This is a genomic window from Mesorhizobium sp. M1409 (genome assembly GCF_040317535.1).
In the GTDB taxonomy this organism is placed as follows: domain Bacteria; phylum Pseudomonadota; class Alphaproteobacteria; order Rhizobiales; family Rhizobiaceae; genus Mesorhizobium.
This window is the reverse complement of the sequence record NZ_JAMYKV010000005.1, coordinates 210,161-235,676: the sequence shown is the minus strand read 5'-3', so window position 1 is coordinate 235,676 and position 25,516 is coordinate 210,161. Positions and strand designations below refer to the sequence as shown.

At 63.4% G+C, this 25,516-nt stretch carries 27 protein-coding genes; 13 read left to right on the top strand and 14 right to left on the bottom strand.

What is annotated here, in order from left to right:
* Positions 1-301 precede the first annotated feature (301 nt).
* Genes NKG99_RS06910 through NKG99_RS06900 form a run of 3 tightly spaced genes read left to right on the top strand, consistent with a single transcriptional unit; the run spans position 302 to position 1,270 of the window.
* Positions 302-709, top strand: coding sequence for a carboxymuconolactone decarboxylase family protein (locus NKG99_RS06910; protein ID WP_352865599.1), 408 nt, complete (start codon positions 302-304; stop codon positions 707-709).
* A gap of 31 nt (positions 710-740) precedes the next feature.
* Complete coding sequence (locus NKG99_RS06905) at positions 741-956, top strand: hypothetical protein (protein WP_352865597.1); 216 nt, start codon at positions 741-743, stop codon at positions 954-956.
* Positions 953-1,270, top strand: coding sequence for a GNAT family N-acetyltransferase (locus NKG99_RS06900; protein ID WP_352865595.1), 318 nt, complete (start codon positions 953-955; stop codon positions 1,268-1,270). Before NKG99_RS06905 ends, NKG99_RS06900 begins: the two co-directional genes overlap by 4 nt.
* A 4-nt stretch (positions 1,271-1,274) precedes the next feature.
* Here the strand turns inward: NKG99_RS06900 and NKG99_RS06895 are convergent, their stop codons facing one another.
* The 12 genes from NKG99_RS06895 to NKG99_RS06840 all read right to left on the bottom strand — a co-directional run bounded on the left by NKG99_RS06895 (position 1,275) and on the right by NKG99_RS06840 (position 12,300).
* A complete protein-coding gene (locus tag NKG99_RS06895) occupies positions 1,275-2,162 on the bottom strand; it encodes an amidohydrolase family protein (RefSeq protein ID WP_352865605.1) in 888 nt (295 codons plus the stop codon).
* Positions 2,162-3,343: a vWA domain-containing protein gene (locus NKG99_RS06890; protein ID WP_352865593.1), complete on the bottom strand. Its 1,182-nt coding sequence runs from the start codon at positions 3,341-3,343 to the stop codon at positions 2,162-2,164. The genes NKG99_RS06895 and NKG99_RS06890 overlap by 1 nt, the downstream gene beginning before the upstream one ends.
* 83 nt (positions 3,344-3,426) lie before the next feature.
* Complete coding sequence (locus NKG99_RS06885; protein ID WP_352865591.1) at positions 3,427-4,308, bottom strand: AAA family ATPase; 882 nt, start codon at positions 4,306-4,308, stop codon at positions 3,427-3,429.
* Between the two features lie 8 nt (positions 4,309-4,316).
* Positions 4,317-5,321, bottom strand: coding sequence for a xanthine dehydrogenase family protein molybdopterin-binding subunit (locus NKG99_RS06880; RefSeq protein ID WP_023779827.1), 1,005 nt, complete (start codon positions 5,319-5,321; stop codon positions 4,317-4,319).
* A 1-nt stretch (position 5,322) separates the two neighbouring features.
* Entirely contained in the window at positions 5,323-6,690 is a 1,368-nt protein-coding gene (locus NKG99_RS06875; protein WP_352865589.1) for a xanthine dehydrogenase family protein molybdopterin-binding subunit, read from the bottom strand.
* Positions 6,691-6,816: 126 nt separating this feature from the next.
* The gene (locus NKG99_RS06870; protein WP_352865588.1) at positions 6,817-7,299 is read right to left on the bottom strand and encodes a (2Fe-2S)-binding protein; all 483 of its coding nucleotides are present in this window, start codon (positions 7,297-7,299) and stop codon (positions 6,817-6,819) included.
* A 61-nt stretch (positions 7,300-7,360) separates the two neighbouring features.
* Entirely contained in the window at positions 7,361-8,155 is a 795-nt protein-coding gene (locus NKG99_RS06865; RefSeq protein ID WP_352865586.1) for an FAD binding domain-containing protein, read from the bottom strand.
* A gap of 13 nt (positions 8,156-8,168) precedes the next feature.
* Positions 8,169-8,612 carry an SRPBCC family protein gene (locus NKG99_RS06860; protein WP_352865585.1) on the bottom strand — a complete coding sequence of 148 codons (444 nt, stop codon included), beginning with the start codon at positions 8,610-8,612 and terminating at the stop codon, positions 8,169-8,171.
* Positions 8,613-8,730: 118 nt separating this feature from the next.
* Positions 8,731-9,558 (bottom strand): AraC family transcriptional regulator, encoded by an 828-nt coding sequence (locus tag NKG99_RS06855; RefSeq protein WP_352865582.1) that lies wholly within the window; start codon positions 9,556-9,558, stop codon positions 8,731-8,733.
* Between the two features lie 181 nt (positions 9,559-9,739).
* The gene (locus NKG99_RS06850; RefSeq protein WP_352865581.1) at positions 9,740-10,507 is read right to left on the bottom strand and encodes an SDR family oxidoreductase; all 768 of its coding nucleotides are present in this window, start codon (positions 10,505-10,507) and stop codon (positions 9,740-9,742) included.
* Positions 10,508-10,520: 13 nt separating this feature from the next.
* A complete protein-coding gene (locus tag NKG99_RS06845) occupies positions 10,521-11,519 on the bottom strand; it encodes an ABC transporter permease (protein WP_352865604.1) in 999 nt (332 codons plus the stop codon).
* Between the two features lie 40 nt (positions 11,520-11,559).
* The gene (locus NKG99_RS06840; protein WP_352865579.1) at positions 11,560-12,300 is read right to left on the bottom strand and encodes an ATP-binding cassette domain-containing protein; all 741 of its coding nucleotides are present in this window, start codon (positions 12,298-12,300) and stop codon (positions 11,560-11,562) included.
* A gap of 493 nt (positions 12,301-12,793) precedes the next feature.
* Between NKG99_RS06840 and NKG99_RS06835 the strand changes: the two genes are divergently transcribed.
* Positions 12,794-13,783, top strand: coding sequence for a sugar-binding protein (locus NKG99_RS06835; protein ID WP_352865576.1), 990 nt, complete (start codon positions 12,794-12,796; stop codon positions 13,781-13,783).
* A gap of 181 nt (positions 13,784-13,964) precedes the next feature.
* Positions 13,965-14,744, top strand: coding sequence for a FadR/GntR family transcriptional regulator (locus tag NKG99_RS06830; protein WP_352865575.1), 780 nt, complete (start codon positions 13,965-13,967; stop codon positions 14,742-14,744).
* Positions 14,745-14,762: 18 nt separating this feature from the next.
* Here the strand turns inward: NKG99_RS06830 and NKG99_RS06825 are convergent, their stop codons facing one another.
* Positions 14,763-15,701: an NAD(P)-dependent oxidoreductase gene (locus NKG99_RS06825; protein ID WP_352865572.1), complete on the bottom strand. Its 939-nt coding sequence runs from the start codon at positions 15,699-15,701 to the stop codon at positions 14,763-14,765.
* A 118-nt stretch (positions 15,702-15,819) separates the two neighbouring features.
* Between NKG99_RS06825 and NKG99_RS06820 the strand changes: the two genes are divergently transcribed.
* Positions 15,820-16,716 (top strand): NAD-dependent epimerase/dehydratase family protein, encoded by an 897-nt coding sequence (locus NKG99_RS06820; protein WP_352865570.1) that lies wholly within the window; start codon positions 15,820-15,822, stop codon positions 16,714-16,716.
* A gap of 102 nt (positions 16,717-16,818) precedes the next feature.
* A complete protein-coding gene (locus NKG99_RS06815) occupies positions 16,819-17,595 on the top strand; it encodes a FadR/GntR family transcriptional regulator (protein WP_352865568.1) in 777 nt (258 codons plus the stop codon).
* A 15-nt stretch (positions 17,596-17,610) separates the two neighbouring features.
* Here NKG99_RS06815 and NKG99_RS06810 read toward each other — a convergent pair whose 3' ends face one another.
* A complete protein-coding gene (locus NKG99_RS06810) occupies positions 17,611-17,901 on the bottom strand; it encodes a DUF3175 domain-containing protein (RefSeq protein ID WP_352865567.1) in 291 nt (96 codons plus the stop codon).
* Positions 17,902-18,077: 176 nt separating this feature from the next.
* Here NKG99_RS06810 and NKG99_RS06805 point away from each other — a divergent pair, with 176 nt between their 5' ends.
* From NKG99_RS06805 to NKG99_RS06780, 6 genes are all read left to right on the top strand, one after another.
* Positions 18,078-19,307, top strand: coding sequence for an MFS transporter (locus NKG99_RS06805; protein ID WP_352865564.1), 1,230 nt, complete (start codon positions 18,078-18,080; stop codon positions 19,305-19,307).
* A 158-nt stretch (positions 19,308-19,465) separates the two neighbouring features.
* Positions 19,466-20,494 (top strand): HTH-type transcriptional regulator GntR, encoded by a 1,029-nt coding sequence (gene gntR / locus NKG99_RS06800; protein WP_352865563.1) that lies wholly within the window; start codon positions 19,466-19,468, stop codon positions 20,492-20,494.
* A 304-nt stretch (positions 20,495-20,798) separates the two neighbouring features.
* The gene (locus NKG99_RS06795) at positions 20,799-21,926 is read left to right on the top strand and encodes a sugar ABC transporter substrate-binding protein (RefSeq protein ID WP_352865561.1); all 1,128 of its coding nucleotides are present in this window, start codon (positions 20,799-20,801) and stop codon (positions 21,924-21,926) included.
* An 80-nt stretch (positions 21,927-22,006) separates the two neighbouring features.
* Positions 22,007-23,554, top strand: coding sequence for a sugar ABC transporter ATP-binding protein (locus tag NKG99_RS06790; RefSeq protein WP_352865560.1), 1,548 nt, complete (start codon positions 22,007-22,009; stop codon positions 23,552-23,554).
* Complete coding sequence (locus tag NKG99_RS06785; protein WP_352865558.1) at positions 23,551-24,531, top strand: ABC transporter permease; 981 nt, start codon at positions 23,551-23,553, stop codon at positions 24,529-24,531. The genes NKG99_RS06790 and NKG99_RS06785 overlap by 4 nt, the downstream gene beginning before the upstream one ends.
* Positions 24,528-25,514 (top strand): ABC transporter permease, encoded by a 987-nt coding sequence (locus tag NKG99_RS06780; protein WP_352865556.1) that lies wholly within the window; start codon positions 24,528-24,530, stop codon positions 25,512-25,514. The genes NKG99_RS06785 and NKG99_RS06780 overlap by 4 nt, the downstream gene beginning before the upstream one ends.
* Positions 25,515-25,516 lie beyond the last annotated feature (2 nt).

Genomic DNA, 25,516 nt, shown 5'->3' with positions numbered 1-25,516 from the left:
TCGCCGTCGCAAGGAAGCTTCTCGTCGTCCTAAACGCCATCATTCGAGACAAAAAAGCTTTCGCATGAACACAGTTGCCATGCCGGGACTCCTGAGCGTTGCAGCGGTGCGGGATTCTTCGCCGCTGCACTCCACGGCTGACGTTCACGGAATGGATCCTCGGGTCTCCGCGACGGCGCTTCGCGCCTGCTTCGCCCGTGGATGACGAAGTTTAGGTGCCTCGGCTAATCTTCAAGCTGGTTAGCCGCCTTTGCTCGAAACTTGATTTAACGTTCATCGATCGAAACGAAAGGATCACGCCATGGCCACCACAAGACTCCTCAGCGACGCCGAGGTCGAAAAAATCCCGGCCGTGAAGGCCGTCTTCGACGACATCCGCGCGACGCGCAAATCCGATTTCGTCAACAATTTCTGGCGTGGGCTGGCCAACGATCCGGCGGCGCTGAAGCGGATCTGGGAACAGCTGAAGGCGGTGATGGTCGCAGACAGCGCCATCGATCCGCTGACCAAGGAGATGATCTACATCGCCGTGTCGACCGCCAATGGCTGCTCCTACTGCGTTCATTCGCATACGGCGGCAGCCCGGGCCAAGGGCATGACCGACGCGCAGCATGGCGAACTGGTGTCGATCATCGGGCTCGCCGGCCAGACCAACCATCTGGTGACCGCGATGCAGATCCCGGTCGATCCGCAGTTCGAGGTGAAGTGAGGCGGCGAGGCTTTCCAGAGCCAGGATTTTCATGGACAAAACCACCAGATTTCCAACTTCGCTCTCCGGGTATGAGATCGAAGGGCTGATTGGAATTGATGCCCCGCGACTGGTGCCGCTGTATCAGGCTTGCTCGGACTATGTCGTGGTCGAACGAGGCGAACCGCCCAACGCCGCCAGCGCAAAAGAGGAATTTGAAAACTTTCCGCCGAACAGACGCAGGCCGACAAGTACGTGTTCGGGTTGAAGGCAGTCGATGGCGAATTTGTCGGCTTGCTGGCCTGCGATCGCGATTATCCGCAAGCGGGATGCTGGTGGATCGCATTGCTCATGATCGACAAAGCACTTCGCGGAAAAGGAGTGGGGCGAGCTCTTTGCGATGACTTTTTTGCGTGGCTGAAATCGCAACGGGCCGAACGCGTGGAACTCGGCGTGTTTATGGAAAATGAGCAAGGGCTTCGGTTCTGGCAAGCGCAAGATTTCGAGTTGATGCGGACAGCAGGACCGGTCAGGCTCGGTGCCAAACGGCATATGGTCCAGGTTTTGGGCCGGCGGTTGTGAGCAGCTACACCGGCCGGTAAACCTTCTCCGCCGTGTTCCAGAAAATATCAGCCGCCGCAGCCGCGCCATGATTGGCGATCGCATTGCGGTGCGCCTTGATCAGTTCGGCGTGGCTGGTCCATAGCTTCTCAATCGGGAAATTCGAACCGAACATCAGATGGTCTGATCCCAGGATGTCGATCGTATTGTCGACGATGTAGGCGATCAGCGCCGGGTCGTTGCGATGGACGAAGGTGCCGAGGCCGGAGAGCTTGGCGTAGAGATTGGGCGCTGCCGACAGCGTGCGCAGGCCGGTCTTCCAGGCTTCGGTGGTTTCCGGCTCCATGCCGGTCAGCATGCCGGCATGGGTGAGGATGAAATTCGTTTCGGGGTTTTCGCCGACCAGGGTCAGGCCGTCCTTCATCTGGGCGGGGAAGAGCTGCAGGTCGAAGGACAAGCCATAATCCTTCAGCCGGGCGACATTCGCCCGCACCTTGCGGTCGATGACCTGGTCCGCCGAAGCTGCAAAGCGGAAGGCCGGCGTTTCGTGCCAGTGCAATTGCATGCGCACGCCGCGCAGCAGCGGATACTTTTTCAAGCGATCGATCTGGGGCCTGATGTCGTCGGCGGTCATGTCGGCGTAGCCAACGATGGCATGCGGCCAGCCGGTTTCGTCAGCGGTCTTCTGCAGGAAGGCGACTTCCTTCTCGAAATCCTCCTTGGCCCAGTTGGTCTGGACATAGACGGCCTTTTCGACGCCGGATCCCTTCTGATCGGCCAGAAACTCCTCGATCGGATAGTCGCGGCGGATCGGCCCGTAGGGGCCGAAGATGCGCGGCACCATCGGGCCGACCAGCCAGGGCTGATCCTTTTGGCGCCAGATGTGGAAATGCGCGTCGATTGCCTTCTGCATCATGAAACCCTCTTCCAGATTGTCGTCGCCGCCGGGGCAGGGCGGGCGAGCGACAGGATGAAATCGGTTAGACCCTTGAGCGACGAGCCGTCGACGAGATCGTCGATCACCGGCAGGATGGCGCGAAGTGCTGCCGTTGCCGGCCGGAAGCGCGGGTCGCCGGCCAACGGCGTTGCCAGCGACAGTCGGAACGCGCGGGCGCTCAGCCGGCGCATTGCCATTTCCAACTCGGCATGGTCGCCGCGTTCCAGCGCGTCGGACAGGATGACGACCGCGGCACCGCGCGCGAAGGCGGAGAAGCGCGGCACTGACAGGAAAGCGAGCAGCGTCGGTCCCATGCGGGTGCCGCCGTCCCAGTCGTCGACCTGCGTGGCCGCGCGGGCCAACGCCTGGTCGCGGTCGCGAATGCGCAACGCCCCGGTGATGCGGGTCAGCCGCGTGCCGAAGGTAAAGATCTCGGCGCGGTCCGCGCCTTGCACGGCGGTATGCGCCAGCTTGAGATAATCCGCTGTGTGCAGCTTCATCGAGCCGGACACATCGATGAGGATCAGCAGCTTGCGCGGCACGGTCTGGCGGCGTCGCAGCAATGGTGAGGGGACATCGCCATCGGCGCTGACGATCTCCCGCAGCGACCGGCGCAGGTCGAGCTTGCCGCGCGAGTGGGTGCGCACGGTGCGGAAGGAGCGGCGGGCGGGCAGGGCGGAAGCGAGCTTGCGGCGGAAAGCGGCAAGGTCGTCATCGTCGCGCTGGAAGTCGCGGCGGCTCAATTGCTCCAGGGCTGAGGATAGCTCGCCGCCTTCCTGATGACTGATCGCCTCGATCTCTTCCTGGCTTGCCCCGCCATCATCCTTGATGCGGGTTTCCTTGTCTGCGTCGCCTTCGACCACGGCGGATGTGTTGCCATAGAAATGGCTTTGGAAATGCGCCTCGAATTCGTCGCGACGGTCGGGCGGTGGCGCCAGCGTGGCGAGCGCCGCCTCGCGGATGTCCGCCATGGAGCGCGGCCCGAGCAGCGTCACCGCCTGCATGAAGCCGGAGACCTGCTCGGGTGCTATGGCAAAGCCGTAGCGGCGCAGCAACCGGCCGAAGCCAAGCAAGGGTGCGGCCGCGCGGGGTAAGCTCTCCTCTCCCCGTTCACGGGGAGAGGATGCCGGCAGGCAGGTGAGGGGCAGCGCTGACATCCGAGCGTCGCGCCGCCCCTCATCCGCCCCTTCGGGGCACCTTCTCCCCGTGAACGGGGAGAAGGGATTGTTGACGTCTCGGCTCACGCCAGCGCCTCCTCGACGATGCGGCCAAGCTCCGGCGCGATGTAGGAGAGGTCCTCTTCGTCCTTGATCAGCACGCCGATGGCGCGGCGGAAGGCTTCCGGCCAAGGGCTGCCGCCTTTTTCCAGGATGGTGGCGGCATTAGCCCATTCGACCGCCTCGGCAATGCCCGGTGGCTTGGCGAGCGGGCGGGTGCGGATGGTCTGTACCGCCGCCGCCACCGCGCGCGCCGTTGCCTCAGCTACATTGCCGGCGCGCAGCATGATGATGGCGGCCTCGCGCTCGGCGTCGGGATAGCCGATCCAGTGATAGACGCAGCGCCGGCGCAGCGCTTCGGCGAGTTCGCGGGTGCGGTTCGAGGTCAGGATGACGATCGGCTGTGCCGTGGCGCGGATGGTGCCACGCTCGGGAATGCTGATCTGGAAATCGGACAGGAATTCCAGCAGCAGCGCCTCGAATTCATGGTCCGAGCGGTCGATCTCGTCGACCAGCAGCACGCGCTGCTCGGGCGCCTTCAGCACCTGCAGCAGCGGCCGCGCGATCAGGAAGCGGTCGTCATAGATATCGATCTCGTGCTCGCCGGCATGGCGGATGGCGAGCAGCTGGCGCTGATAATTCCATTCGTAGAGCGCGTGCGCGGCGTCGATGCCTTCATAGCATTGCAGCCGCACCAGATCGCGGCCGAGCAGCGCGGCGATCGCTTTCGCCGCTTCCGTCTTGCCGACACCCGGCGCGCCTTCGAGCAGCAGCGGCTTGCCCAGCCGGATCGCCAGGAAGATGGCGGTGGCCAGACTGTCATCGGCCAGATAGCGCGAGGCGGCCAGATGCCGCGCCACCGCCTCCGGCGAGGTCGCGACAGTCTCGGCGCTTGTCCCAGTCATTTCGCCCCTCAGTTCGCCGCTTGCGCCTTCAGCGCGCGCAAGATCCGCTCCGGCGTGATCGGCAACGTGTCGATGCGCACACCGACGGCATCGAAGACGGCATTGGCGACCGCCGGGATTTGCGGATTGGCGCACATTTCGCCCGGTCCCTTGGCACCGTATGGCCCGTCGGCCGAGGGTCGCTCCAGCACGATGATCTCGGTCTCGGCAAGGTCGCCGGGGCCGGGCATCAGATACTGGTTGAAGTCGGTGCCGCCATGGTCGCGGTTGGGATAGTAGGGCTCGGTGGTCTCGTACAGCGCGTGGCTGATGCCCATCCAGGAGCCGCCGACCAATTGCTGCTCGACCATTTTCGGGTTCAGCGCGCGGCCGATCTCGAAGACGTTCTTGACCGTCAGCACCGTCACCTCGCCCGTCTCGTCGTCGACCTCGACCTCGGCCACGGTGCAGGCATGCGCGTAGCAAGTCGATGGTTTCATCGCGCCGGTCTCTTTCTCCGGATAGGAGCGCGGAATGAGGAACATGCCGCGACCCGAGATCGAGCGGCCGCGCTTGAAATGCGCCGACAGCGCGACATCGAAGATCGAGATCGACTTTTGCGGCGCGCCTTTGACCAGGATGTTGCCCTGGCCGTCGGTCTCGAGGTCGGAGGCATTCACCTCCAGCTCTTCCGCCGCCACTTCCAGCATCACCTGGCGGGCTTCTTTCGCTGCCTGGATCACGGCGTTGCCGGCGCGATGCGTGCCGCGTGAGGCGAAGGTGCCCATGCAGTGCGGGCCGGTGTCGGTGTCGGCGGTGTCGACGACGACACGGTCGGTCGGCACGCCGATCGTCTCGGCGCAGATCTGCGCCATGATCTGCTTCATGCCCTGGCCGAGATCGACCGAGGACAGCGTCACCATGAAATTGCCGGTCGGTGTCGAATGCACCAGCGCCTGCGTGGGGTCGCCGCCGAGGTTCATGCCCGTCGGATAGTTGATGGCGGCGACGCCGCGTCCACGCCTGATCGCCATCTCAAGCTCCCTTCACATAGGAGGACATCGCCATGAATTTTTCCGCCACCGGCCAGTTGGCGGCGCGCGAGGCTTCCTGCATGCACTCGATCAGGGCTGCCCCTTCGGTCGGCTGGCGGTGCGCCTTCATGTCGCCGTCGCGATAGGCGTTGATGAAGCGGAATTCGAGCGGGTCCATGCCGATCAGTCGCGCCAGCTTATCCATCTGCACCTCCAGCGCGAAGTCGCCGATGGTGACGCCGAAGCCGCGCATGGCGGAGGACGGCGTGCGGTTGGTGTAGACGCAGTAGGTGTCGATCCAGACATTAGGGATGGTGTAGGGACCGGGATAGTGCCCCGCGCCCTTCTGCGCGCCATAGGGCGAGTGGCGCGAATAGGCGCCGGCGTCGGTATAGCCGGTGACCTTGCGCGCCACGATGCGGCCGTCCTTCATGACGCCGTCCTTGATGACGATTTTTTCGGCGGCGCGAGGTGACGATATCTGCATCTCCTCTTCGCGGCTGTAGATAAAACAGACTGGTCGTCCTGTTAGCTTGGCGCCGAGGATGGCGATCGGCTCGACGATGACGTCGACCTTGCCGCCAAAGCCGCCGCCGACGGTGCCGCCGACGAAATGCAGCTTGCTGCCCGGCATCTGCAGGATGATCGAGGTGTTGTCGAGCGTGAAGAACATCGCTTGCGTGTCGGTGTAGCAGGTGAAGCGGTCATTGCCCTCGGGCGCCACCACGCAGCCGGTGGTCTCGGTCGGCGCGTGCTCGATCGGCGAGGACTGGTAGCTCTGCTCCAGCACGTGATCGGCACCGGCGAAGCCCGTCTCGACGTCGCCGAAGCGCACCTTGCGGCACTCGCCGCTGTCATAGAGGTAGTAGTTCTGGCCGTGATATTCGTTGACCAGCGGCGCGCCGGGCTTCAGCGCTTCCTCCATGTCGAAGACAGCCGGCAGCACCTCATAGTCGACCTTGACCTTGGCGGCGGCCTCTTGCGCCGCGCGCTCGGTCTCGGCCAGCACCGCCACCACGGCCTCGCCCTTCCAGCGCACCTTGCCATCGGCCAGCACGGTTTCGTCCTCCGGCCCGATCTGGATCAGGATGAGGATGGTGTAGACATTGTGCGGCACATCCTTGGCGGTCAGCACTTTGACGACGCCCGGATGCTTCTCGGCTTCCGACGTGTCGATAGAGCGGATGCGGGCATGGTGATGGGGGCTGCGCACCATTTTCAGGTGCAGCATGCCGGGGAAATTGCGGTCGGCGAAAAAGGCGGTCTTGCCGGTGACATGGCCGGGCGAATCCGAGCGCGGCCTTGGCTGGCCGATCTCATGCAGATCGTCCTTGCGGACATCGGCGAAGTAGTTCTTGCGCAGTTCCATTCTTTTGTTCCCTCAGAGCATGATGCCGAAAAGTGTGAAGCGGTTTTCGGACGACATCATGCTCTATCTCTTTGATTTAGAGGCGGATTCAGATTTCAGGTCGAATCGACCTGAAATCATCCGGCTCTAGGCCGCGTTCCGAGAGTTGGACCGCGCGGCGGCCAGCACCGCCTGGATGATCGGCTCGTAGCCGGTGCAGCGGCAGATGTTGCCCGACAGCGCATCGACCACCTCGTCGCGGCTGGGGTTGGGCGTGTGGTCGAGCAGCACCTTGGCGGCCATGATCATGCCCGGCGTGCAGAAGCCGCATTGCGTGGCGAAGGCGTCGAGAAAGGCGCGCTGCAGCGGGTGCAGCACGCCAGCTTCCGAAAGTCCCGCCGTCGTTGTGATGGCGGCTCCGCTGCATGTCTCGGCCAGCGTCAGGCAGGAGAGCCTGAGCTCGCCGTCGATGATGACCGAGCAGGCGCCGCACGTGCCTTGATGGCAACCGCCTTTCGGGGAGGTGTCGCCGATCTTGTCGCGCAAGGCGTGCAGCAGCGTCGTGCCGCTGTCGACGAATTCGGCCGTTTCCGAACCGTTGAGCGTGAACTGAACCGGAACCTTTGCCATGTTTTCCCTCCCAGCGCGCCTGCCCGAACCATCGGACAGACGCGCGCCCCCGAACGAAATATTATGCGAGCAGCAGCCGGCCGAGATGGACCGGCAGCACTTCGTTGCGATACCAGGCGCTGGCAATCGGATCGGTGATCGGCGAGGTGCCATCACCGGCCGCGGCCAAAGCCGGCGCTATGCCGTCAGCGGTCAGCGTCCTGCCGATCAGCGCTTTTTCCGCCGCGCTGGCACGCATTGGCCGGTCGGCCATGCAGCCCAGTGCAATCCGCGCCAAAGACACGGTGCCATCCGGCGCCAGTGCGAGAACGCTGGCGATGCTGAGCACCGAGACGCCCTTGGGCTTGACCCGCGACACTTTCAGGAAGCGGAAACTGTCGGCCTTCGGAAGCGCGAAGCTCACGGACGTGACGATGGCGCGGCTGCCTTCCCGATTGGCCAGAAATATCTCGATCGGCGTTTCGCCGTCATCGGTGCCGACAATGGCGTCGAGCGCCAGCAGGGCAACAGCGAAATCGCCATAGGGAGCCGGCGCGAACAGATTGCCGCCGACTGTCGCCATGTTGCGGACCGCCGGGCCGCCGACGGCGCGGGCGGCCTTGGCAAGGGCGCCGAGGTCCGGATGGCGGGCGATCGCCGCCATGGTCACCGAACCGCCGATGCGGACCTTGCCGCCGGCAACGACGATGGCGGACAAAGACGGCTCGGTCGACCTGACGAGGCCGGAGACCGAAACATCGCCTTCATTGGCAGCACGGACCACGAGTGTGCCGCCGCCGAGATAGCGCGTGCCGGCGGCTTTCAGCGCGGCGTTGGCGTCCTTGACCGTTGCAAAGGTCTGCAGTGCTAGCGCCATGGTTTGGCTCCTGTCAGCTCTGGCCGGCGAAATGGCTCTTCAGGGCATTGAAGCCGCCCTGGAAAACATTGGCGCCCATGCCCTCGGCAAGCTTGTCGGCTTCTTCTGGCGCTGCGTCGAAGCTTGCGGTCCATTCGGCGTAGGTGCGGTCGCCATCGGTAACGCGCCGCAATTGCAGCGTCGCCTTGTGATTGGTGAGCGGCTGCGGCGTCTCGAGGATCGAATAGCTGACGAGGAAATCCCGGTCGGAGAAGTCGAGCAGCTTTTCACGCAGGCGCGCGCCACTGACGAGCTGAAAATTGCGAACGCAGCCTATCGTCGAAGCGTCCTTGCCGTCCTCGATATGGCTTTCGACCATGCGCGGGTGCCAGCTTGGCAGTCCGTTGAAATCGCGTATGCGCGCCCAGACCTTTTCGACCGGCGCGTCGATGACGCTGGAGATAGTGACTTTGGCCATTCAAATGTTCCCTTGCAAAGCGATCCGGTGCAAGGGTAGGGCGGTCATCCCAGGGGCGCTTATCAATGCGTCTTGAATGCCTATCAAGGAGTCTGAAAAAGGGTGGCGGGCCGCTGGTTCAGGCGATCGCCCGCGCGGCTTCGCGGTAGACCGTCGGCGGCACGCCGACATGGTCGCGGAAGAAGCGCGAGAAATTGCCCTGCGTGGTGAAGCCGAGATTGCAGGCGACCGAGATCAGCGGCTCCTGCGACCATTGCAGCTGCCGCACCGCTTCCTCCATGCGCAGCGTGTTCCAGTAGACATTGGGCGTCAGATTGGTCTGTTCCTTGAACAAAGCGAAGAAATGCGGCCGCGACAGGCCGACGCTGCGCGCCACTTCGTCGAAGCAGATGCGTTCGCAGACATTGGCTTTCATCAGCTGGATCGCCTTGCGGACACGGAAGTCCTGCATGGTGCTGATGCGGACGCGCGCCTCCTGCGGCGCCGAGGCGTCGGCGGCGTCGAGCACCGAATCGATGAAACGCTCGATCTCGTAGTTGGCGATATCGTCGATGCTCTCATTGTCGCTGAGACGGTCGAGCAGATTGGCGGCGGCCTGGTGCAGCCAAGGCTCCAGCGTGATCGCGGCTTGTGAAAACAGCGGCGCGGACGGGGGCAGGTCGCGGCGGCGCCGCGCCCAGTCGGGATCGATGTAGAAGGCGAGGAACAGGCCCGGCGTGCCGTCTCGCGACAGAATATGGCTGTGCGGCTGGAAGGAGTTGATGCCGGCGGCGATGCGAGGTCCAAGCGGTACCGTTTCGCGGCCGATGGTCATCTCGCCGGCCGTACCTTCCAGCCAGATGATGAGATGGGCCTCGACATGGGCATGGGTGACGAAGTCGCTTGCGACATTCAGGACAGAAACATGTCCGAACCGGCCCCAGTAGAGCCTGATCGCTTCCGTCATGGGTATTCCTCCCGCAGGCGACTGGCCTCCCTTCGCCTGCAACGCGGATATTGCGGCTGAGTTCGGGGCCGCGTCAAGGCGGGAGTCCGTGACGAGCGTGGAGGACAGCCGATGCGGGCGGATTTTCAGACTGAGCGATAGGCACCGGAACGAATAGCGGTTTGGGGAAGAACGCCAGCCCTCAAACCGAAGCCGTCATGCCGCCGTCGACATACAGCATTTGGCCGTTGACGAAGGAGGATGCGTCGGAGGCGAGGAACACCGCGGCGCCGATCAGCTCGTCGACATTGCCCCAGCGCCCGGCCGGTGTGCGCTTTTCCAGCCAGGCGGAGAATTCCGGATTGTCGACCAGCGCCTGGTTCATCTCGGTGCGGAAATAGCCGGGCGCGATCGCATTGATCTGCAGGCCGTATCTCGCCCAGTCGGCGCACATGCCCCTTGTCAGGTTGCGGATCGCGCCCTTGGTTGCGGTGTAAGGCGCGATGTTCGGCCGAGCCAGTTCGCTCTGCACGGAGCCGATATTGATGATCTTGCCTTTGCCGCGTGGGATCATGTGGCGGGCGACCGCCTTGCCGGCATGGAAGGCGCCGGACACATTGGTCTTGAACAGCCGCTCCCATTGCTCCTCGGGAAAATCCTCGAGCGGGGCGCGGAATTGCACGCCGGCGTTGTTGACGAGGATATCGATGGCACCGATCTCTGCCTCGATGCGGGCAATGTCCGTGTTGACTGCCTGAAAATCGGTGACATCGAAGATCGAGGCGTGCGCCTTGAAGCCGCCAGCACGCAGCTTTTCGACGGCGCTGTCGATCCTGGAGGCATCGCGGCCATTCAGCACCACGCTTGCCCCGTGTTCAGCCAGGCCCCGAGCCAAGGCGAAACCTATGCCTTGGCCGGAGCCAGTGATCAGCGCCAGCCGCCCATCGAGGCTGAACAGGGAGTTTGTCACAGACTGTCCCGGCTTAATCGCTGCGGCGGAAATTGCGGATGCGGTCGAACAGCACCGCCAGCAATATGGCGCCGCCGATGAACACGCCTTGCCAGAAGGCATTGATACCGAGCAGGCCAAGACTGTTGCGGATCACTTCGATCAGGGCCGCGCCGACGATGGCACCGAAGGCGGTGCCGACGCCACCAGCCAGATTGGCGCCGCCGATGACGGTGGCGGCGATCACCTGCAACTCCATACCCGTGCCGAGATTGGTGGTGACGGCGCCCAGCCAGCCGGTCTGGATGATGCCGGCAATGCCTGCCGACAGAGCCGAGATCATGTAGACGGCAACCTTGATCCGACGTACCGGCACGCCGGTCAGCGTCGCCGCATGCTCATTACCGCCAATGGCGAAGATGTGCCGGCCGAATTTGGTCCAGCGCAGGATGAAACCGGTGATCAGCGCCAGAAGGATCATGTAAAGAACCGGATTGGCGATCCCGAACACCCAGGCGCCGCCCCCCAATGCCAGCAGTTTGGTGTGGTCCGGCCCGAACTGGAAGACGACGGTGTTGTTGGAGGCGACCATCGCCAGGCTGCGGGCGATCGACAGCACACCGAGCGTTACCACGAACGGTGGAAAGCCAAGATAGGCGATCAGGACGCCGTTGAAGGCGCCGATGGCGAGCGCGGTTGCGATAGAGGCCAGAATGCCGACCTCGATCGAGTAGCCGGCATGCATGGTGACGGCCAGCACCATCGATGACAGGCACAGCACCGAGCCGACCGAGAGGTCGATGCCGCCGGTGATGATGACGAAAGTCATGCCTAGCGCGATGATTGCGACGAAGGTGATGTTGCGGGTGATGTTGTAGAGGTTCTTCGACGTGGCGAAGGCGTCCGTGGCAAACGATAGGAACACGCACGCAAGGATGACGGAGATCACCACCCAGAAAGTCTGGCTGGCCAACAACCTTGCCAGCAAGGATTGCTGCTTGTGCTCGATCGGCTGGTCAATTGTCAGTGCCATCATCGACCTTCATTTGCTGTCATGGTGAAAACGCTTGAAATCAAACCTGTTCGATGGCGCCGGTGATCAGCCCGGTGACTTCCTCGGGCGAACTCGACGCAATCGTCTTGTCGGCGACCTTGCGGCCACGCCGCATGACGATGACGCGGTCGGCGACGGTGAAGACATCGGGCATGCGGTGACTGATCAGCACCACGGCGATGCCTTGGTCGCGCAAATGGCGGATCAGGTTCAGCACCTCGGCGACCTGGCGCACCGAGATCGCCGCCGTCGGTTCGTCCATCAGCACGATCTTGGCCTGGGACAGCATGGTGCGGGCAATCGCCACTGCCTGGCGCTGGCCACCCGACATCTGCTTGACGAGGTCGCGCGGCCGGGTCTCGGACTTCAATTCGGCGAAGAGCCGGCCTGCGCGTTTATACATCGTCGCATAATCGAGGATGCGGAGCGGCCCCAGGCCGCGGCGCAATTCGCGGCCGAGATAGACATTCGCCGCCGCGGTCAGATTGTTGCAGAGCGCCAGATCCTGGTGGACGATCTCGATGCCGTGCTGGCGGGCTTCCGCCGGCTTGTGCAGGATCAACTCCTTGCCGTCCATTCGCATGGTGCCATGGCTCGGGCGGAAATTGCCCGCGATCATCTTGACCAGCGTCGACTTGCCGGCGCCGTTGTCGCCCATCAGGCCGACCACCTGTCCGGGCTCGATCGACAGCGAAACGTCGTTGACCGCCTGGATGGCGCCGAAATGCCTTGAGATGTTGGTGAGTTCGAGAACCGCCACCAGCCTTTACCTCCCCGTGCCTTGCCTGCTTTTCCGGTGGACCGGGCGCAGCTTTCGCCACGCTTTTCCAGCTCCTCCCGGAAACAGCGCTGACCTGCATCTACGCGAATGCCCGCGCAGGCGTCAATTGTCAGACGAATAAGAATTGCCAATAGTCGGGGAAATGCGGCCGGGGGCTGTTGCGGGACGGAGTTGAATCTTTCGAAAAATCAGTTTTGTAGGACAAATGGCATTGACGTTGGCCGCGAGCCGAGATTAGCTGAGCATCGGAGGACTAAATCAATATACCGATCCCATGCCGGCCTGCCGCGCGGGATCATCAGAGAATTGTCGGTCGTTGCCAGTCAGTTTTCGATCTGGCTGACCGAAATGAAAATACTTATCGGCCTGGCGTATGACATGAGCGCTCGCACAACGACCCTCTGTCATCACGCATCCGGTCGATCTGTGTGGCGGACACGCCGTGTCCGTCTGTTTCCAAGGGAGGACTGACATGAGGAAAACACTTTTGCTCGCCGCCGTCGCCGCCATGGCGCTTGGCGCCGGGCCGGCTTTGGCCAAGAAACAGCTTGTCATTGTCGTGAAAGGTCTCGACAATCCGTTCTTCGAAGCCATTCACCAGGGCTGCGAGAAATGGAACAAGGAAAACGCCAGCTCGGAATATGAGTGCTTCTACACCGGTCCGGCGTCGACTTCCGATGAAGCCGGCGAGGCGCAGATCGTCCAGGACATGCTGAGCAAGGCCGACACGGTGGCGATGGCGATTTCGCCGTCCAACGCGCCACTGATCGCGCAGACGATCAAGACCGCCAATCCGACGATCCCGATCATGACCGTCGATGCGGACCTCAGCAAGGAAGATGCAGGGCTTCGCAAGACCTATCTCGGCACCGACAACTATCTGATGGGCAAGAAGATCGGCGAGTACATCAAGAAGGGTAAGCCGAATGGCGGCACGATCTGTACCATTGAAGGCAACCCGGCCGCCGACAACATCCTGCGCCGTGCCCAGGGCATGCGTGATGCGCTTTCGGGCAAGGACGGCCTCGCCGCACTTGCCGGTGAAGGTGGCTGGACCGAAGTTGCAGGCTGCCCGGTGTTCACCAATGACGACGGCGCCAAGGGCGTACAGGCGATGACCGACATCCTCGCCGCCAACCCCAAGCTCGACGCCTTCGGCATCATGGGCGGCTGGCCGCTGTTCGGCGCGCCGCAGCCCTATCGCGATCTGTTCGGACCGCTCAAGGACCGGATTGCCAGCAACGACTTCGTCATCGGTGCCGCCGACACGATCGGCGACGAGGTGGCGATCGCCCGTGACGGCCTCGTGACCGCGCTGGTCGGTCAGCGGCCGTTCGAAATGGGCTACAAGGCGCCGTCGGTGATGATCGACCTCATCGAAGGCAAGCCCGTCGCCGATCCGGTGTTCACCGGCCTCGACGAATGCACCAAGGATACTGTCGACACCTGCATCCAAAAGTAGGTTGTCGATTTCGGGACGCCCGGCAACGGGCGTCCCGTCACTCCTGAACGGGACGCAATGCTCGGGGCGACAGGCTCCGGCTTTGGCGCGTCCATGGTCTGGATTTTTCGGCAACGAGATCGGCGCACCGTGCAGGTTCGGGCCAGCCCGGACGACAGACGGCCGACGCATTGGAACGTGAATGCCGGACGAGAAGTCAAAAGAGCGAGCCGATCGGACCAAGGCACAAGCCAGCCGCCGTCCGGCCGTCATGCGTACTGGTGCGGCGCACTTCGCGGGAGCGAGCGTGCATGTCTCGCTGGCCGGTGAGATTGGCTTGCGGATCGTGCGCGGCGACTATCCGCCCGGCACTATCCTGCCCAATGAGGCCAAATGGGCCGAGATGTTCAACGTCAGCCGTTCGGCGGTGCGCGAAGCCATCAAGATGCTGATGGCGAAAAGCCTGTTGGCATCGCGCCCCAAGATCGGCAGCTGGGTCGAGCCGAAGGAGCGCTGGAACCTGCTCGACCGCGACGTGCTGGCCTGGTACGCGACCGCGCCTGACCGCGAGGCTTTTCTGCGCACCGTACAGGAGTTCCGCCACATCATCGAGCCCGAGGCGTCGGCCTTTGCCGCCCTGCGTCGCAGCGACCAGCAGATGGAGGAGATCAGCCAGGCCTGCCGCGATATGAACGAGGCCCTGAACCTGCAGGACCGTATCCGCGCCGACACGCGCTTTCATCTCGCTATCCTGCGCGCCTCCGGCAACGATCTTTTGGTGCCGCTCGGCGTTCTGATCGAGTCGGCGCTCGACCATCTCTTCGCGTTCACGACGCAGCAGGTCGGCGATCAGCGGCAGGCACAGAAACTGCATGAGGCGATCGAGAAGAACATCCGCCTGCGGCGTCCGGTAGCCGCGCGCAGTGCCGTGCACAAACTGCTTGAAAACACCGACGATGGGATCGGGCGGTCAAGGCGGTGATCGGCGCCTCCGTCTGGCTCAGATCGTCTGCTTCTTGCCGTCCCTGGTCGGCATCAGGTCGACGCCGTTGACCTTGCCGATATGTGTCGCCAGCATCGGCACGAATTGCTCGGCCGGGCCGGTGGCATGGGCGCCGGCGAAGGAGTTCTTGGTGGCGTTGCCGAGCGGGTTGGCGATGCCGGCCGCACCCGCCATCGATTCCAGATAGGTCAGGTCCTTGAAGGCATTGGCGATCGAGAATTTGTGGGCGTCGCGGTCGCCCTCCAGCGTCCAGCGCATGAAGGTCTGGTAGAAGCCGCAATCCATGCGGCCGTTGCGGATGACGCTGTCGAAGCGCGGCGGCGAGATGCCGACCTTCTGTGCAAGCGCCAATGCCTCGGAATAGATAGCGGCGTAGCCGAGCGAGATGAAATTGTTGAGCAGCTTCATGCGGTGGCCGTCGCCGGTGTCGCCAATATGGACGATGCGGCCGGCCCAGGTTTCGATCACCGGTTTCACCCTGGCAAAGAGGGCGTCCGGCGCGCCGACCATGGCGTCGAGCGTGCCTTCCCAGGCTTCCTTCGGCGTGCGGCTCAGTGGCGCGTCGACAAAATCGATGCCGAGCGCCTTCAGTTCCGCTGCCAGCGCCACCGTCGAGACCGGATCGGAGGTCGAGCAATCGATCACGACCGAGCCTTTCTTCAAACCCTCCTTGAGGCCGCCGGGGCCGCGAATGATGGCTTCAACCTCGCGTGAGCCGGTGACGCAGATGAAGACGATTGTCGATGCCGCCGCCACATCGCGCGGGGTCGATGCTTCCTTCGCACCTCGACCGAGCAGGTCTTCCGCCGGCTTGCGGTTCTTGCGGCCAAGAAAGGTCAGGGCGTAGCCCTTGTCGACGATGTTCTTGGCGATCCCGTGTCCCATAAGGCCAAGGCCGATAAAGCCGATCTTTTCGCTCGCGGCGGTCGTATTCATGTCTTCAAGTCCTGTTGCAATGATTGATGATCGGCGCTGCCGTTTTGCAGGCGAAATGGTTGCGGATCGCGATATTGTCTGACAATACACATAAATCCCAGAGGATGTGGAGAGCAAAATGGCGAAGCGGATCATGTTCACCGGCGGCAGCGGCAAGGCCGGACGCCATGTCGTGCAGTATCTGGTGGAGCAAGGCTGTCAGGTGCTCAACATCGACACCAAGCCGCTCGACAACCCCAAAGTGCGCACGCTGATCACCGACATCACCGACAGCGGACAGGTGTTCAACGCGCTATCGAGCTACATGGGCCTGCATGAATTCGACCCATCGCTGCGCCCCCAGCCGGTCGATGCCGTGGTCCATTTCGCCGCCATTCCGCGCATCATGATCACCACCGACAACGAGGTATTCCGCATCAATGCGCTCGGCACCTACAATGTCATCGAGGCGGCGGTGAAGCTCGGCATCCGCAAAGTTATCATCGCCTCCAGCGAGACGACCTATGGGCTGGTGTTCGCCAACGAGCCGCGCGATCCCCAATATTTCCCGCTCGACGAGGAGTACGATGTCGATCCGATGGACAGCTATGCCCTGTCCAAGGTCGTCAACGAGAAGACAGCTCGCGCCTTTGCGCAGCGCAACGGCACCGACATCTATGCCCTGCGCATCGGCAACGTCATCGAGCCGCATGAATATTCGCTGTTTCCGAAATGGTTCGCCGATCCTGGTTTCCGCAAGCGCATCGCCTGGAGCTATGTCGATGCGCGCGACCTCGGCCAGATCACGTTGCGCGCCATCGAGAAGGATGGCCTCGGCTATCAGGTGTTCAATGCCGCCAATGACGACACATCGTCCGACCTGCCGACCGCCGAACTCTTGAAGCGGTTCTATCCCGGCGTGCCGGTCAAGGCCGAACTCGGCGAATACGAGACGCTGCTCTCCAATCGCAAGGCGCGTGACGTGCTCGGTTTCCGCCCGGAGCACAGCTGGCGCAAATACGTCAAGCAGGCCTGAGCCGCGGGAGCATCCGGGCTGATCTGTGCACAGCGGCCGGCTTTGCGGCCCAAGCCGCTTGCCGCGCTTGACAGCACCCTCAATCCGGACTTTCTGGAGCCTATGCGGGACGCGAAGCCGAACAAGGAAAAATCGCCGTCGAAAGCGGCCTCCACCGAGCGTCCCGCCGGCGCTCGCCGACCTGATGCGGCGCGCATTCCAGGGTCGAGCGTCCATGCCTCTCTGGCCAGCGAGATCGGCCTCAGGATCGTGCGCGGCGATTATCCGCCCGGCACCATCCTGCCCAACGAAGCGAAATGGTCGGAGACCTTCAGCGTGAGCCGCTCGGCGGTGCGCGAAGCCATCAAGATGCTGATGGCCAAGAGCCTCTTGGCCTCACGTCCCAAGATCGGCAGCTGGGTCGAGCCGAAGGAGCGATGGAACCTGCTCGACCGCGACGTGCTGGCCTGGTACGCGACGTCGCCGGATCGCGAAGTGTTTTTGAAGACCGTGCAGGAGTTCCGCCACATCATCGAGCCGGAAGCGACCGCCTTTGCCGCCATGCGGCGCACCGACGAACAGATGGCCGAGATCAGCCAGGCGTGCCGGGAGATGGGCGCGGCAACCAGCCTGCAGGAGCGTACCCGCGCCGACACCCGTTTTCACCTCGCTATCCTGCGCGCCTCGGGCAACGACCTTCTGGTGCCGCTCGGCGTGCTCATCGAATCCGCCTTCGATCATCTCTTTGCCTATACGACGCGGGAAATCGATGATCTCAATCATGCGCAGAAGCTGCACGAGGCGATCGAGAAGAACATTCGGCTGCAACGCCCGGATGCGGCGCGCAACGCGGTGCGAAAACTGCTCGCCAATACAGACGGCGTCATCCGCGCCCGGTAGACTTATCGATCGCAGCTAATCGTCTTTCTCACGCCCGAAGGCGGTGCGCAGCTCGTCCTTGGCGTCCTCGAGCACTTGCCTGCGCGCTGCAGGTAGGTTCTTGCCGGCGCGGTTGATGTAGAAGTTGAGCATCGACATGGCTGACTGGAACGGCTCGGCCTTGCGCCGGTGGCTGTGTTCGGCAGATCGCTTGAGCGAGGCAGCGATCTTCTTGGCGTCGTCGGATTCGAAGACGTGGTCCTCGAGATCCAACGCGTCGCTGTGCTCGGTCACGTTGGCCGACCATTTTTCCTTGGTGGCGGTCATGGTGGACTCCTTCGCCGGTTTGCTTGTTGGGAAACTCCGCATATTGGCATCGGTTCCTGCATTCGCCTTTAGGTCTGGAGCCACGGATTTGCCCGCTGTGGCGCTGCTGCGGCCCGAGAATGCGCCGATAGTGGCGAGAACGGCAGCCCATTTCGAGACCGCCGACAGGAAACCCCTTGACCCGAACCGAATTGAGCCGGCCGAGCCCCGGCATCGACAGCTCCTATGCCTGGATGCGGCTTGCCATCTCGATGCTGCTGGCGACGATCGGCGCCGTCGGCATGTGGGCGGTTGTCGTGGTGCTGCCCGCCGTGCAGGCCGAGTTCGGTGTCGACCGCGCCGCCGCGTCCATGCCCTACACCGCGACCATGGTCGGCTTTGCCGCCGGCAACGTGCTGATCGGGCGCGCTATCGACCGAATGGGCTACTGGATCCCGGCGTTGCTCTCTTCGATTGGGCTCTCCGCCGGCCTTCTGCTCGCGGCGCTGTCGACCTCGATCCTGCAATTCACCCTTGCCCAAGGGTTGCTGATCGGTGTCGGCACATCGGTGATCTTCGGGCCGCTGATCGCCGACATCTCGCACTGGTTCAACCGCCGGCGCGGTGTCGCGGTGACCGCGGCCGCGGCCGGCAATTACCTTGCCGGAGCGATCTGGCCGACCATCATGCCGACGCTGATGAAGGCAGAAGGCTGGCGCTTCACCTATGCGGCCATCGGCATCTTCTGCCTGGTGACCATGGTGCCGCTGGTGCTGATGCTGCGGCGCGATGCCCCGGCGGCGGCCGCCGCCGGCTCGCCGGGAAGCCGGCCGGTGCAGCCGATCTCGCTGTCGCCGGCGGCCTTGCAGGTGCTGCTGGTTGTCGCCGGCCTCGGCTGCTGCGTGGCGATGTCGATGCCGCAGGTGCACATCGTCGCCTATTGCATGGACCTCGGCTACGGCGTGGCGCATGGCGCCGACATGCTGTCGATCATGATGGCGGGCGGCGTCGTCAGCCGGTTGGCGTCGGGCTTTGTTGCCGATCGCATCGGCGGCATGAAAACGCTCCTGATCGGTTCGGTGCTGCAGTCTCTTTCGCTGCTGTTCTACATCCCGTTCGACGGACTTGCCTCGCTCTATGTGGTGTCGCTGGTGTTCGGCCTGTCGCAAGGCGGCATCGTGCCTTGCTACGCCATCATCGTGCGCGATTACATGCCCGCCAAAGAGGCTGGCCAGCGTATCGGCATCGTCATGATGGCGACCATCTTCGGCATGGCGATCGGTGGCTGGATGTCGGGCTGGATCTACGACCTGACCGGTTCCTATGCCGCAGCGTTTCTGAATGGCATCGCCTGGAATTTGCTGAACATACTGGCGATCGGACTGTTATTCTGGAAGGCACGGCGCAGCACCGCCGTGATGGCTTGAAGGCGAGCAGGATTGTTGCCGTTGCTTGACAAGGACAACAGGCCGCGCGACGCCAGAAGGCGAGTGGGTGCGGCAAAGCGGGCCGGTGGGATGGCGACAGCAAAAACGATCGTATCGCGACCGCGCCCTGCCAGGTGCATTCCCGAGCGAGCGCGTCCGTGATCAAGCCACGCTCACGCCGTGGCGGCGGCCGCCCGACCATATCAGATGTCGCGCGCAAGGCCGGTGTCGGCGCCATCACAGTGTCGCGCGCCTTGCGCGAGCCGGAGCGTGTCTCGGAAGAGCTGCGTCGCCAGATCCAGGCCGCCGTCGACGAACTCGGCTATATGCCGGACCCGAATGCGCGGGCGCTGGCTTCGGCGCGCGCCGAGGTGTTCGGCGTTCTGGTGCCGTCGCTCACCAACAACGTCTTCGCGGAGGTGGTGCGCGGCATCTATGACAGCTTGTCGGACAGCCCGTTCCGCATCCAACTCGGCAACACCCATTATTCCGGCCTCGAGGAAGAGCGGCTGCTGCAGGTGTTCGGCTCGCAGCGGCCGGCAGCGCTGATCGTCGCCGGCATCGACCAGACACCGGTCTCGCGAAAGCTGCTGGAAAGCGCCGGCTGCCCTGTGGTGCAGGTCATGGAGACCGGTCCCGATCCAGTCGACATGATGGTCGGCTTCTCGCATCTCGACGGCGGCAGGACGGCAACCGAACATCTGATCGAAGCGGGCTACCGCCGCATCGGCTTCATCGGCGCGCGCATGGACCCGCGCTCGCAGCGGCGCCTGGCAGGCTACCGCGCGGCGATGGAGGCCGCCGGCCTGTTCGACCCGCGCCTTGTCACCACCACGCCGGTGCCATCCAGCGTGTCGCTCGGTCGCGAAATGTTCCGCGACGCACTGGCCAAGGTGCCGACACTCGACGGTGTCTTCTGCAACAATGACGACATCGCGCTCGGCGTGTTGTTCGAGTGTCATCGCGCCTCGATCGCGGTGCCGAAGACGATCGGCATCGTCGGTTTCAACGACCTCGACATGATGCAGGTGGCGTTCCCGTCGATCACCAGCATCCGCACCCACCGCTATGAGATCGGCCGACGCGCGGTCGCCATGGCGCTGGCGGCGATCGCCGGCAACAGGCCGGAGCAACGGATCGTCGATCTCGGTTTCGAGCTCAAGCGCCGCGAGAGCACCGCCCGTTGAATACACAGAGGCGACTGTGCGAATGCCGGTTTACACGCCAATTTGGTAGCGCTACCATTCCTTCTGAACAGGTGGACGAGCAGCGGGGTCGCGCCTGTTTATTATACATAAGCGACAACTAAAACTTGTTTATTATGGATAATATGATAGTTTTCGCCCGGCTGGCGGTGACGAGGGGAGGAACCAGGTCGGCCGTCACGGGCGACTAAACGCGTATGCCATGGCAAGGAGGTGCCGGGCCCATCGCGTCAAAAACTTCGCAAAGCGAAACCATAATCAAGAACTGCAACTGGGAGGAATATCGATGATCAAGTCACTTGTTGGTGGCATCGTTGCCGCCACTGCATTCGTCATGTTGAGCTCGTCGGCAATTGCCGCGGGCCCTGAAGTCGTCAAAGGCCCGGCAGCGGAGCCGGATTGCTTCGTACCCTGGGCCGCGGATACGCAGTTCTTCAAGTTCCCCAAAAAGGCGGGCCCATACCGCATTGCGCTCGCCAACGGCTATATTGCCAATACGTGGCGCATCCAGATGGTGCAGACCGCGAAAGCCTATGCGGCACAGAAGGACGTCGCCGCGAAGCTGAAGGAATTCAAGGTCGTCTCGACCGGCGAAGACGTGCCGGCGCAGATTTCGGCGATCAACAACTTCATAGATTCCGGCTATGACGCGATCGTCGTCAACGCGCAGAACCCGACTGCCTTCGGGCCGGTGATCAAGCGTGCCAAGGAAGCCGGCGTCGTGCTGGTTGCTTTTGACAACATCCTCGACACCAAGGACGCGATCAACGTCAACGTCGACCAGAAAGGTCTTGGCGAGCTGTGGGGCAAATGGCTGGTCTCGCATGTGCCGAATGGCGGCAAGATCCTCGAAGTGCGCGGCGTTGCCGGAACATCCGTCGACACCGACCGCCACAATGGCATCCATGAGGCTCTCGACGCCTCCGGCAAGAAATGGGCCGTCACGGAGGTTGTCGGCAAGTGGGATGACGGCGTTGCGCAAAAGGCTTCGGCCGACGCAATCGCCACCAACGGCCCCTTTGACGGCGTCACTGGACAGGGCGGCGACACCGGCATCGTGCAGGCGATGATCGATGCCAAGCATCCGTTCGTGCCGTTCGGTGGCGAGACCGAAAACGGCTTCCGCAAGTTCTGCGCGGCCCATGCAGCCGACGGGTTGAAATGTTCGTCGGCCGGTACCGGGCCGGCGCAGGTGGCTGTTGCCATCAAGACGGCGATCGCAGCGCTTGAAGGCAATGTCGTCCCCCAGTCAATCAAGCTGCCGCTTGCCGTCGTCGAGGATCCGAACTTCAAGGCTGGTCAGGATTTCTTCCCCGACCAATCCGACAATTTCTTCGTCGGCAATTCTTTCCCGACCTGCGGCATCAATTTCACCGCACAGGAAATCATGGGGCAGACCAAGGAAAACCAGTAGGCCGCACACCCGGCGCCGTGAGATTGCTCATTGCGCCGGGAGTTCGATATCTTGGTGATCAAAGCGCCCCGGGAGGGCCGATGGACATTGCTGTTCCGCTCTTTCGTATGGAAGGCATATCCAAGCGCTATGGTGGCGTGCGAGCTCTGGAAAACGCCGAGCTTTCGGTCACATCCGGCAGCATTCACGCCATCCTTGGCGAAAACGGTGCCGGCAAATCAACGCTGATCAAGGTCATGGCCGGCGTCGTCGCGGCCGACGAGGGCCGAATGACGCTGGATGGCCGCGAGGTGACCTTCGCCTCGCCTGCTGCTGCCAACCAGGCAGGCATCGTCTGCATCTTCCAGGAGCTGTCGCTGGTTCCCGAACTCAGCGTCGCCGACAACATCGTCATTTCCGATCCGCCCAAACGCTTCGGCATGATCGACCGCAAGGCGCAGCGCCGCATCGCGGAAGAGGCGCTGGCGCGTGCTGGTGCCGCCGATATTCATCCGCTGGCACTGGTCAAGGACCTGCCCTTGTCGCGGCGGCAGATGGTGGAAATCGCCAAGGCGCTCGCCAGAAAGCCGCGCATCCTGATCCTCGACGAGGCGACGTCGGCGCTGACGGCGGCGGACGTCTCGAAGATCTTCTCGGTGCTGAAGCGGCTGCGCTCGGAAGGGTTGTCGCTGCTCTACATCTCGCACCGCATGAACGAGATCGCGGAGCTGGCCGACCAGTGCACGGTGTTCCGCAATGGCCGTAACGTCGCCAGCTATCCGGCCGGCTCGAAGAGCGACAATGAAGTGGTCGAGCTGATGATCGGCCGTGAGTACAGCCACATCTTTCCGCCGAAGCCCGCGGCCGTGCCTGCCACCGCCGCCCCCAGGCTCGAAGCCCGCAAGCTCTCGTGGACTAACCGGCTGCACGACATCTCGCTGACCGTCAGGGCAGGCGAGGTGGTCGGCCTCGGCGGCCTTGACGGCCAAGGCCAGCGCGAATTGCTGCTCGCCTTCTTCGGCGTGCTGCGGGGCCTCAGCGGCCAGATCCTGATCGACGGCAAGCCGGTGACGATCGCCAGTCCTTCTGCTGCCCGAAAGGACGGCATCGGCATGGCGCTCATACCGGAGGACCGCAAGACCGAAGGCCTGATGCTGCCGATGACTGTGCGCGAGAACCTGTCCTTCGCCGCGCTGGACCGGCTGTCCAAGGGCGGCATCATCGACCGCGCCGCCGAGCAGCGGCTGATTGACGATATGGTCGGCCTTCTGGCGATCAAGACGGCCGGTCTCGACATTCCGGTCGCGGCACTTTCGGGCGGCAATCAGCAGAAGGTGGTCATCGCCAAATGGATGATGCGCCAGCCGCGCATCATCCTGCTCAACGATCCGACACGTGGCATCGATGTCGGCACCAAGCAGGAGCTCTACCAGCTGATGCGCAAGCTGGCGGATGCCGGGGCGGCGATCCTGTTCTATTCGACCGACTATGACGAGTTGATCGGCTGCTGCGACCGAGTGCTGGTGCTCTATGACGGGGCAGTCAAGCGCGAGCTGGTCGGCGCCGAGATCACCGAGCGGGCGCTGATATCGAGCGCGCTCAACATCCATGGCGAGGACAGCCCCGTGAGCCTGGGAGCGGACGCATGAAGGATTGGCGCTACTGGCTTGCCGAGCAGCGCGGAACGCTGCTGGCGCTCGGCATCTTCGTTGTCATGTTCGTCATCTACACGTCTAACCATCCGGCGGGCTTCACCGCAAATGTCGTGCAGACGGCCTCGAACAAGGGCGTTCTGCTCGCCTTCGTCGCGATGGCGCAGACGCTGGTGGTGATCACCGCCGGCATTGATCTCTCCGTCGGCATGATCTTCCTGCTCACCAACTGTCTGGCCTCCTGGCTGGTTGTGGGCACACCGATGCAGACGACGTTCGGCGTCATCGCGGTGCTGGCGGTTGGTCTGCTCTGCGGCGCCATCAACGGCGCCATCGTCATCTATGGACGGCTGCAGCCGATCGTCGCCACCATTGCCACAGGGGCCGTCTATTACGGCATCGGCCTGTTGCTGCGGCCATTCCCGGGCGGTTCGGTCAATGAGGATCTGGCCGATGCGCTGACGGGCCGCGTGTTCGGCGTGGTGCCGGCAAGCCTCGTCGCGCTGTTGGCAATCGTGCTGGTGATCTGGGTGCCGTTCAGCCGCTCGGTGCTAGGCCGCGCCGCTTATGCGGCAGGGTCGTCGGAGACGGCGGCCTACATGTCCGGCGTGCCGATCCGGCGCGGCAAGTTTGCCGCCTACACGCTAGCCGGGCTGCTGGCCGCGATCGGCGGCTTGTTCCTGACCTTCTTCACCTATACGGGCGACGCGGCCTATGCCAGCGGCAATGCCTACACGCTGTTTTCGATCGCCGCCGTTGTGCTCGGTGGCGTCTCGCTGTTCGGCGGCAAGGGCAGTGCCATCGGCGCGATCTTCGGCGCGCTCGCCTTCCGCACCATCGGCGACCTGTTGTTTGTGTTCGATTTCGATCCGCTCTGGCAGCCGCTGTTCCAGGGCGTTATCCTGCTGGTCGCCGTCAGCCTCGGCGCCTTCGCCCTGTTTCGGGTCCGCAACCGGCTGGAGTGGTTCCTGTGAGCGAAACGACGCTTGGCGGCATTGCCGGCCGCATGCCCAGCTTCATCCGCCGCGCCGATCCAGCGGTGCTGACCGCCTTTGCCTGCATTGCGCTGTTGCTGTGTCTTGGCAGCCTTTATTCGCGCAGCTTCCTGTCGCCGGAGTACCTGCTGCAGCAGCTCAAGGTCGCCTCGTTCCTCGGCGTCATCGCCACCGGCATGATGCTGGTCATCCTGCTTGGCCAGATCGACCTGTCGGTGCCCTGGTGCGTGGCGGCGGGCGCGATGATGGCCTGCGCGGCGGCCGCCTATGGTCCGGCCGGGGTGGTGCTGGCGATCCCGTTTGGCATTCTCTGCGGTGTGCTGATCGGTATCGTCAACGGAATCGGCGTCGCCTATCTGCGCATCCCCTCGATGATCATCACGCTGGCCACCAACGCCGTCGCGCAGGGGCTGATGGTCGTCTATACCGGCGGCTTCTCGCCACAGGATTCGGCGACGGGCGCGATGCGCTACCTGGCGACCGGCTTTGGCATTCCGGGCGTCCCCAACGCCGTCATCATCTGGGCGCTGATCGGCGCTGCAATGGTGTTCGTGCTGACCCGCACCAGCTTCGGCCGCACCGTCTACGGCATCGGCAACCGCGAGCGCGCCGCCTATCTTTCCGGCATCGACACACGACGCGTGGTTATGATCGCCTTCGCGGCGTCGGGCGGTCTCTCCGCTTTCGGGGGCGTGCTGCTCGCCGGCTATGCCTCCAAGGCGGCGCAGTCGATGGGTGATGCCTATCTGTTGCCGTCGATCGCGGCTGTCGTGCTTGGCGGCACCTCGATCCTGGGCGGCCGCGGCTCGTATCTCGGCACCGTCGCCGGTGTCATCCTGATCACCCTGCTGCAATCCATCCTGTCGGTCATGCAGATGCCGGAAGCGGGGCGGCAGATCATCTACGGCGTCGTCATCGTCGCCATGCTGCTGCTCTACGGCCGCGCGCCGGCAAGCCGCTGACA

Coding starts and splice junctions, on each gene's coding strand:
- NKG99_RS06910 (WP_352865599.1), top strand. CDS start 302: ATGGCCACCACAAGACTCCTCAGCGACGCCGAGGTCGAAAAAATCCCG.
- NKG99_RS06905 (WP_352865597.1), top strand. CDS start 741: ATGGACAAAACCACCAGATTTCCAACTTCGCTCTCCGGGTATGAGATC.
- NKG99_RS06895 (WP_352865605.1), bottom strand. CDS start 2,162: ATGCAGAAGGCAATCGACGCGCATTTCCACATCTGGCGCCAAAAGGAT.
- NKG99_RS06890 (WP_352865593.1), bottom strand. CDS start 3,343: ATGTCAGCGCTGCCCCTCACCTGCCTGCCGGCATCCTCTCCCCGTGAA.
- NKG99_RS06885 (WP_352865591.1), bottom strand. CDS start 4,308: ATGACTGGGACAAGCGCCGAGACTGTCGCGACCTCGCCGGAGGCGGTG.
- NKG99_RS06880 (WP_023779827.1), bottom strand. CDS start 5,321: ATGGCGATCAGGCGTGGACGCGGCGTCGCCGCCATCAACTATCCGACG.
- NKG99_RS06875 (WP_352865589.1), bottom strand. CDS start 6,690: ATGGAACTGCGCAAGAACTACTTCGCCGATGTCCGCAAGGACGATCTG.
- NKG99_RS06870 (WP_352865588.1), bottom strand. CDS start 7,299: ATGGCAAAGGTTCCGGTTCAGTTCACGCTCAACGGTTCGGAAACGGCC.
- NKG99_RS06865 (WP_352865586.1), bottom strand. CDS start 8,155: ATGGCGCTAGCACTGCAGACCTTTGCAACGGTCAAGGACGCCAACGCC.
- NKG99_RS06860 (WP_352865585.1), bottom strand. CDS start 8,612: ATGGCCAAAGTCACTATCTCCAGCGTCATCGACGCGCCGGTCGAAAAG.
- NKG99_RS06855 (WP_352865582.1), bottom strand. CDS start 9,558: ATGACGGAAGCGATCAGGCTCTACTGGGGCCGGTTCGGACATGTTTCT.
- NKG99_RS06845 (WP_352865604.1), bottom strand. CDS start 11,519: ATGGCACTGACAATTGACCAGCCGATCGAGCACAAGCAGCAATCCTTG.
- NKG99_RS06835 (WP_352865576.1), top strand. CDS start 12,794: ATGAGGAAAACACTTTTGCTCGCCGCCGTCGCCGCCATGGCGCTTGGC.
- NKG99_RS06830 (WP_352865575.1), top strand. CDS start 13,965: ATGCCGGACGAGAAGTCAAAAGAGCGAGCCGATCGGACCAAGGCACAA.
- NKG99_RS06825 (WP_352865572.1), bottom strand. CDS start 15,701: ATGAATACGACCGCCGCGAGCGAAAAGATCGGCTTTATCGGCCTTGGC.
- NKG99_RS06820 (WP_352865570.1), top strand. CDS start 15,820: ATGGCGAAGCGGATCATGTTCACCGGCGGCAGCGGCAAGGCCGGACGC.
- NKG99_RS06815 (WP_352865568.1), top strand. CDS start 16,819: ATGCGGGACGCGAAGCCGAACAAGGAAAAATCGCCGTCGAAAGCGGCC.
- NKG99_RS06810 (WP_352865567.1), bottom strand. CDS start 17,901: ATGACCGCCACCAAGGAAAAATGGTCGGCCAACGTGACCGAGCACAGC.
- NKG99_RS06795 (WP_352865561.1), top strand. CDS start 20,799: ATGATCAAGTCACTTGTTGGTGGCATCGTTGCCGCCACTGCATTCGTC.
- NKG99_RS06790 (WP_352865560.1), top strand. CDS start 22,007: ATGGACATTGCTGTTCCGCTCTTTCGTATGGAAGGCATATCCAAGCGC.
- NKG99_RS06785 (WP_352865558.1), top strand. CDS start 23,551: ATGAAGGATTGGCGCTACTGGCTTGCCGAGCAGCGCGGAACGCTGCTG.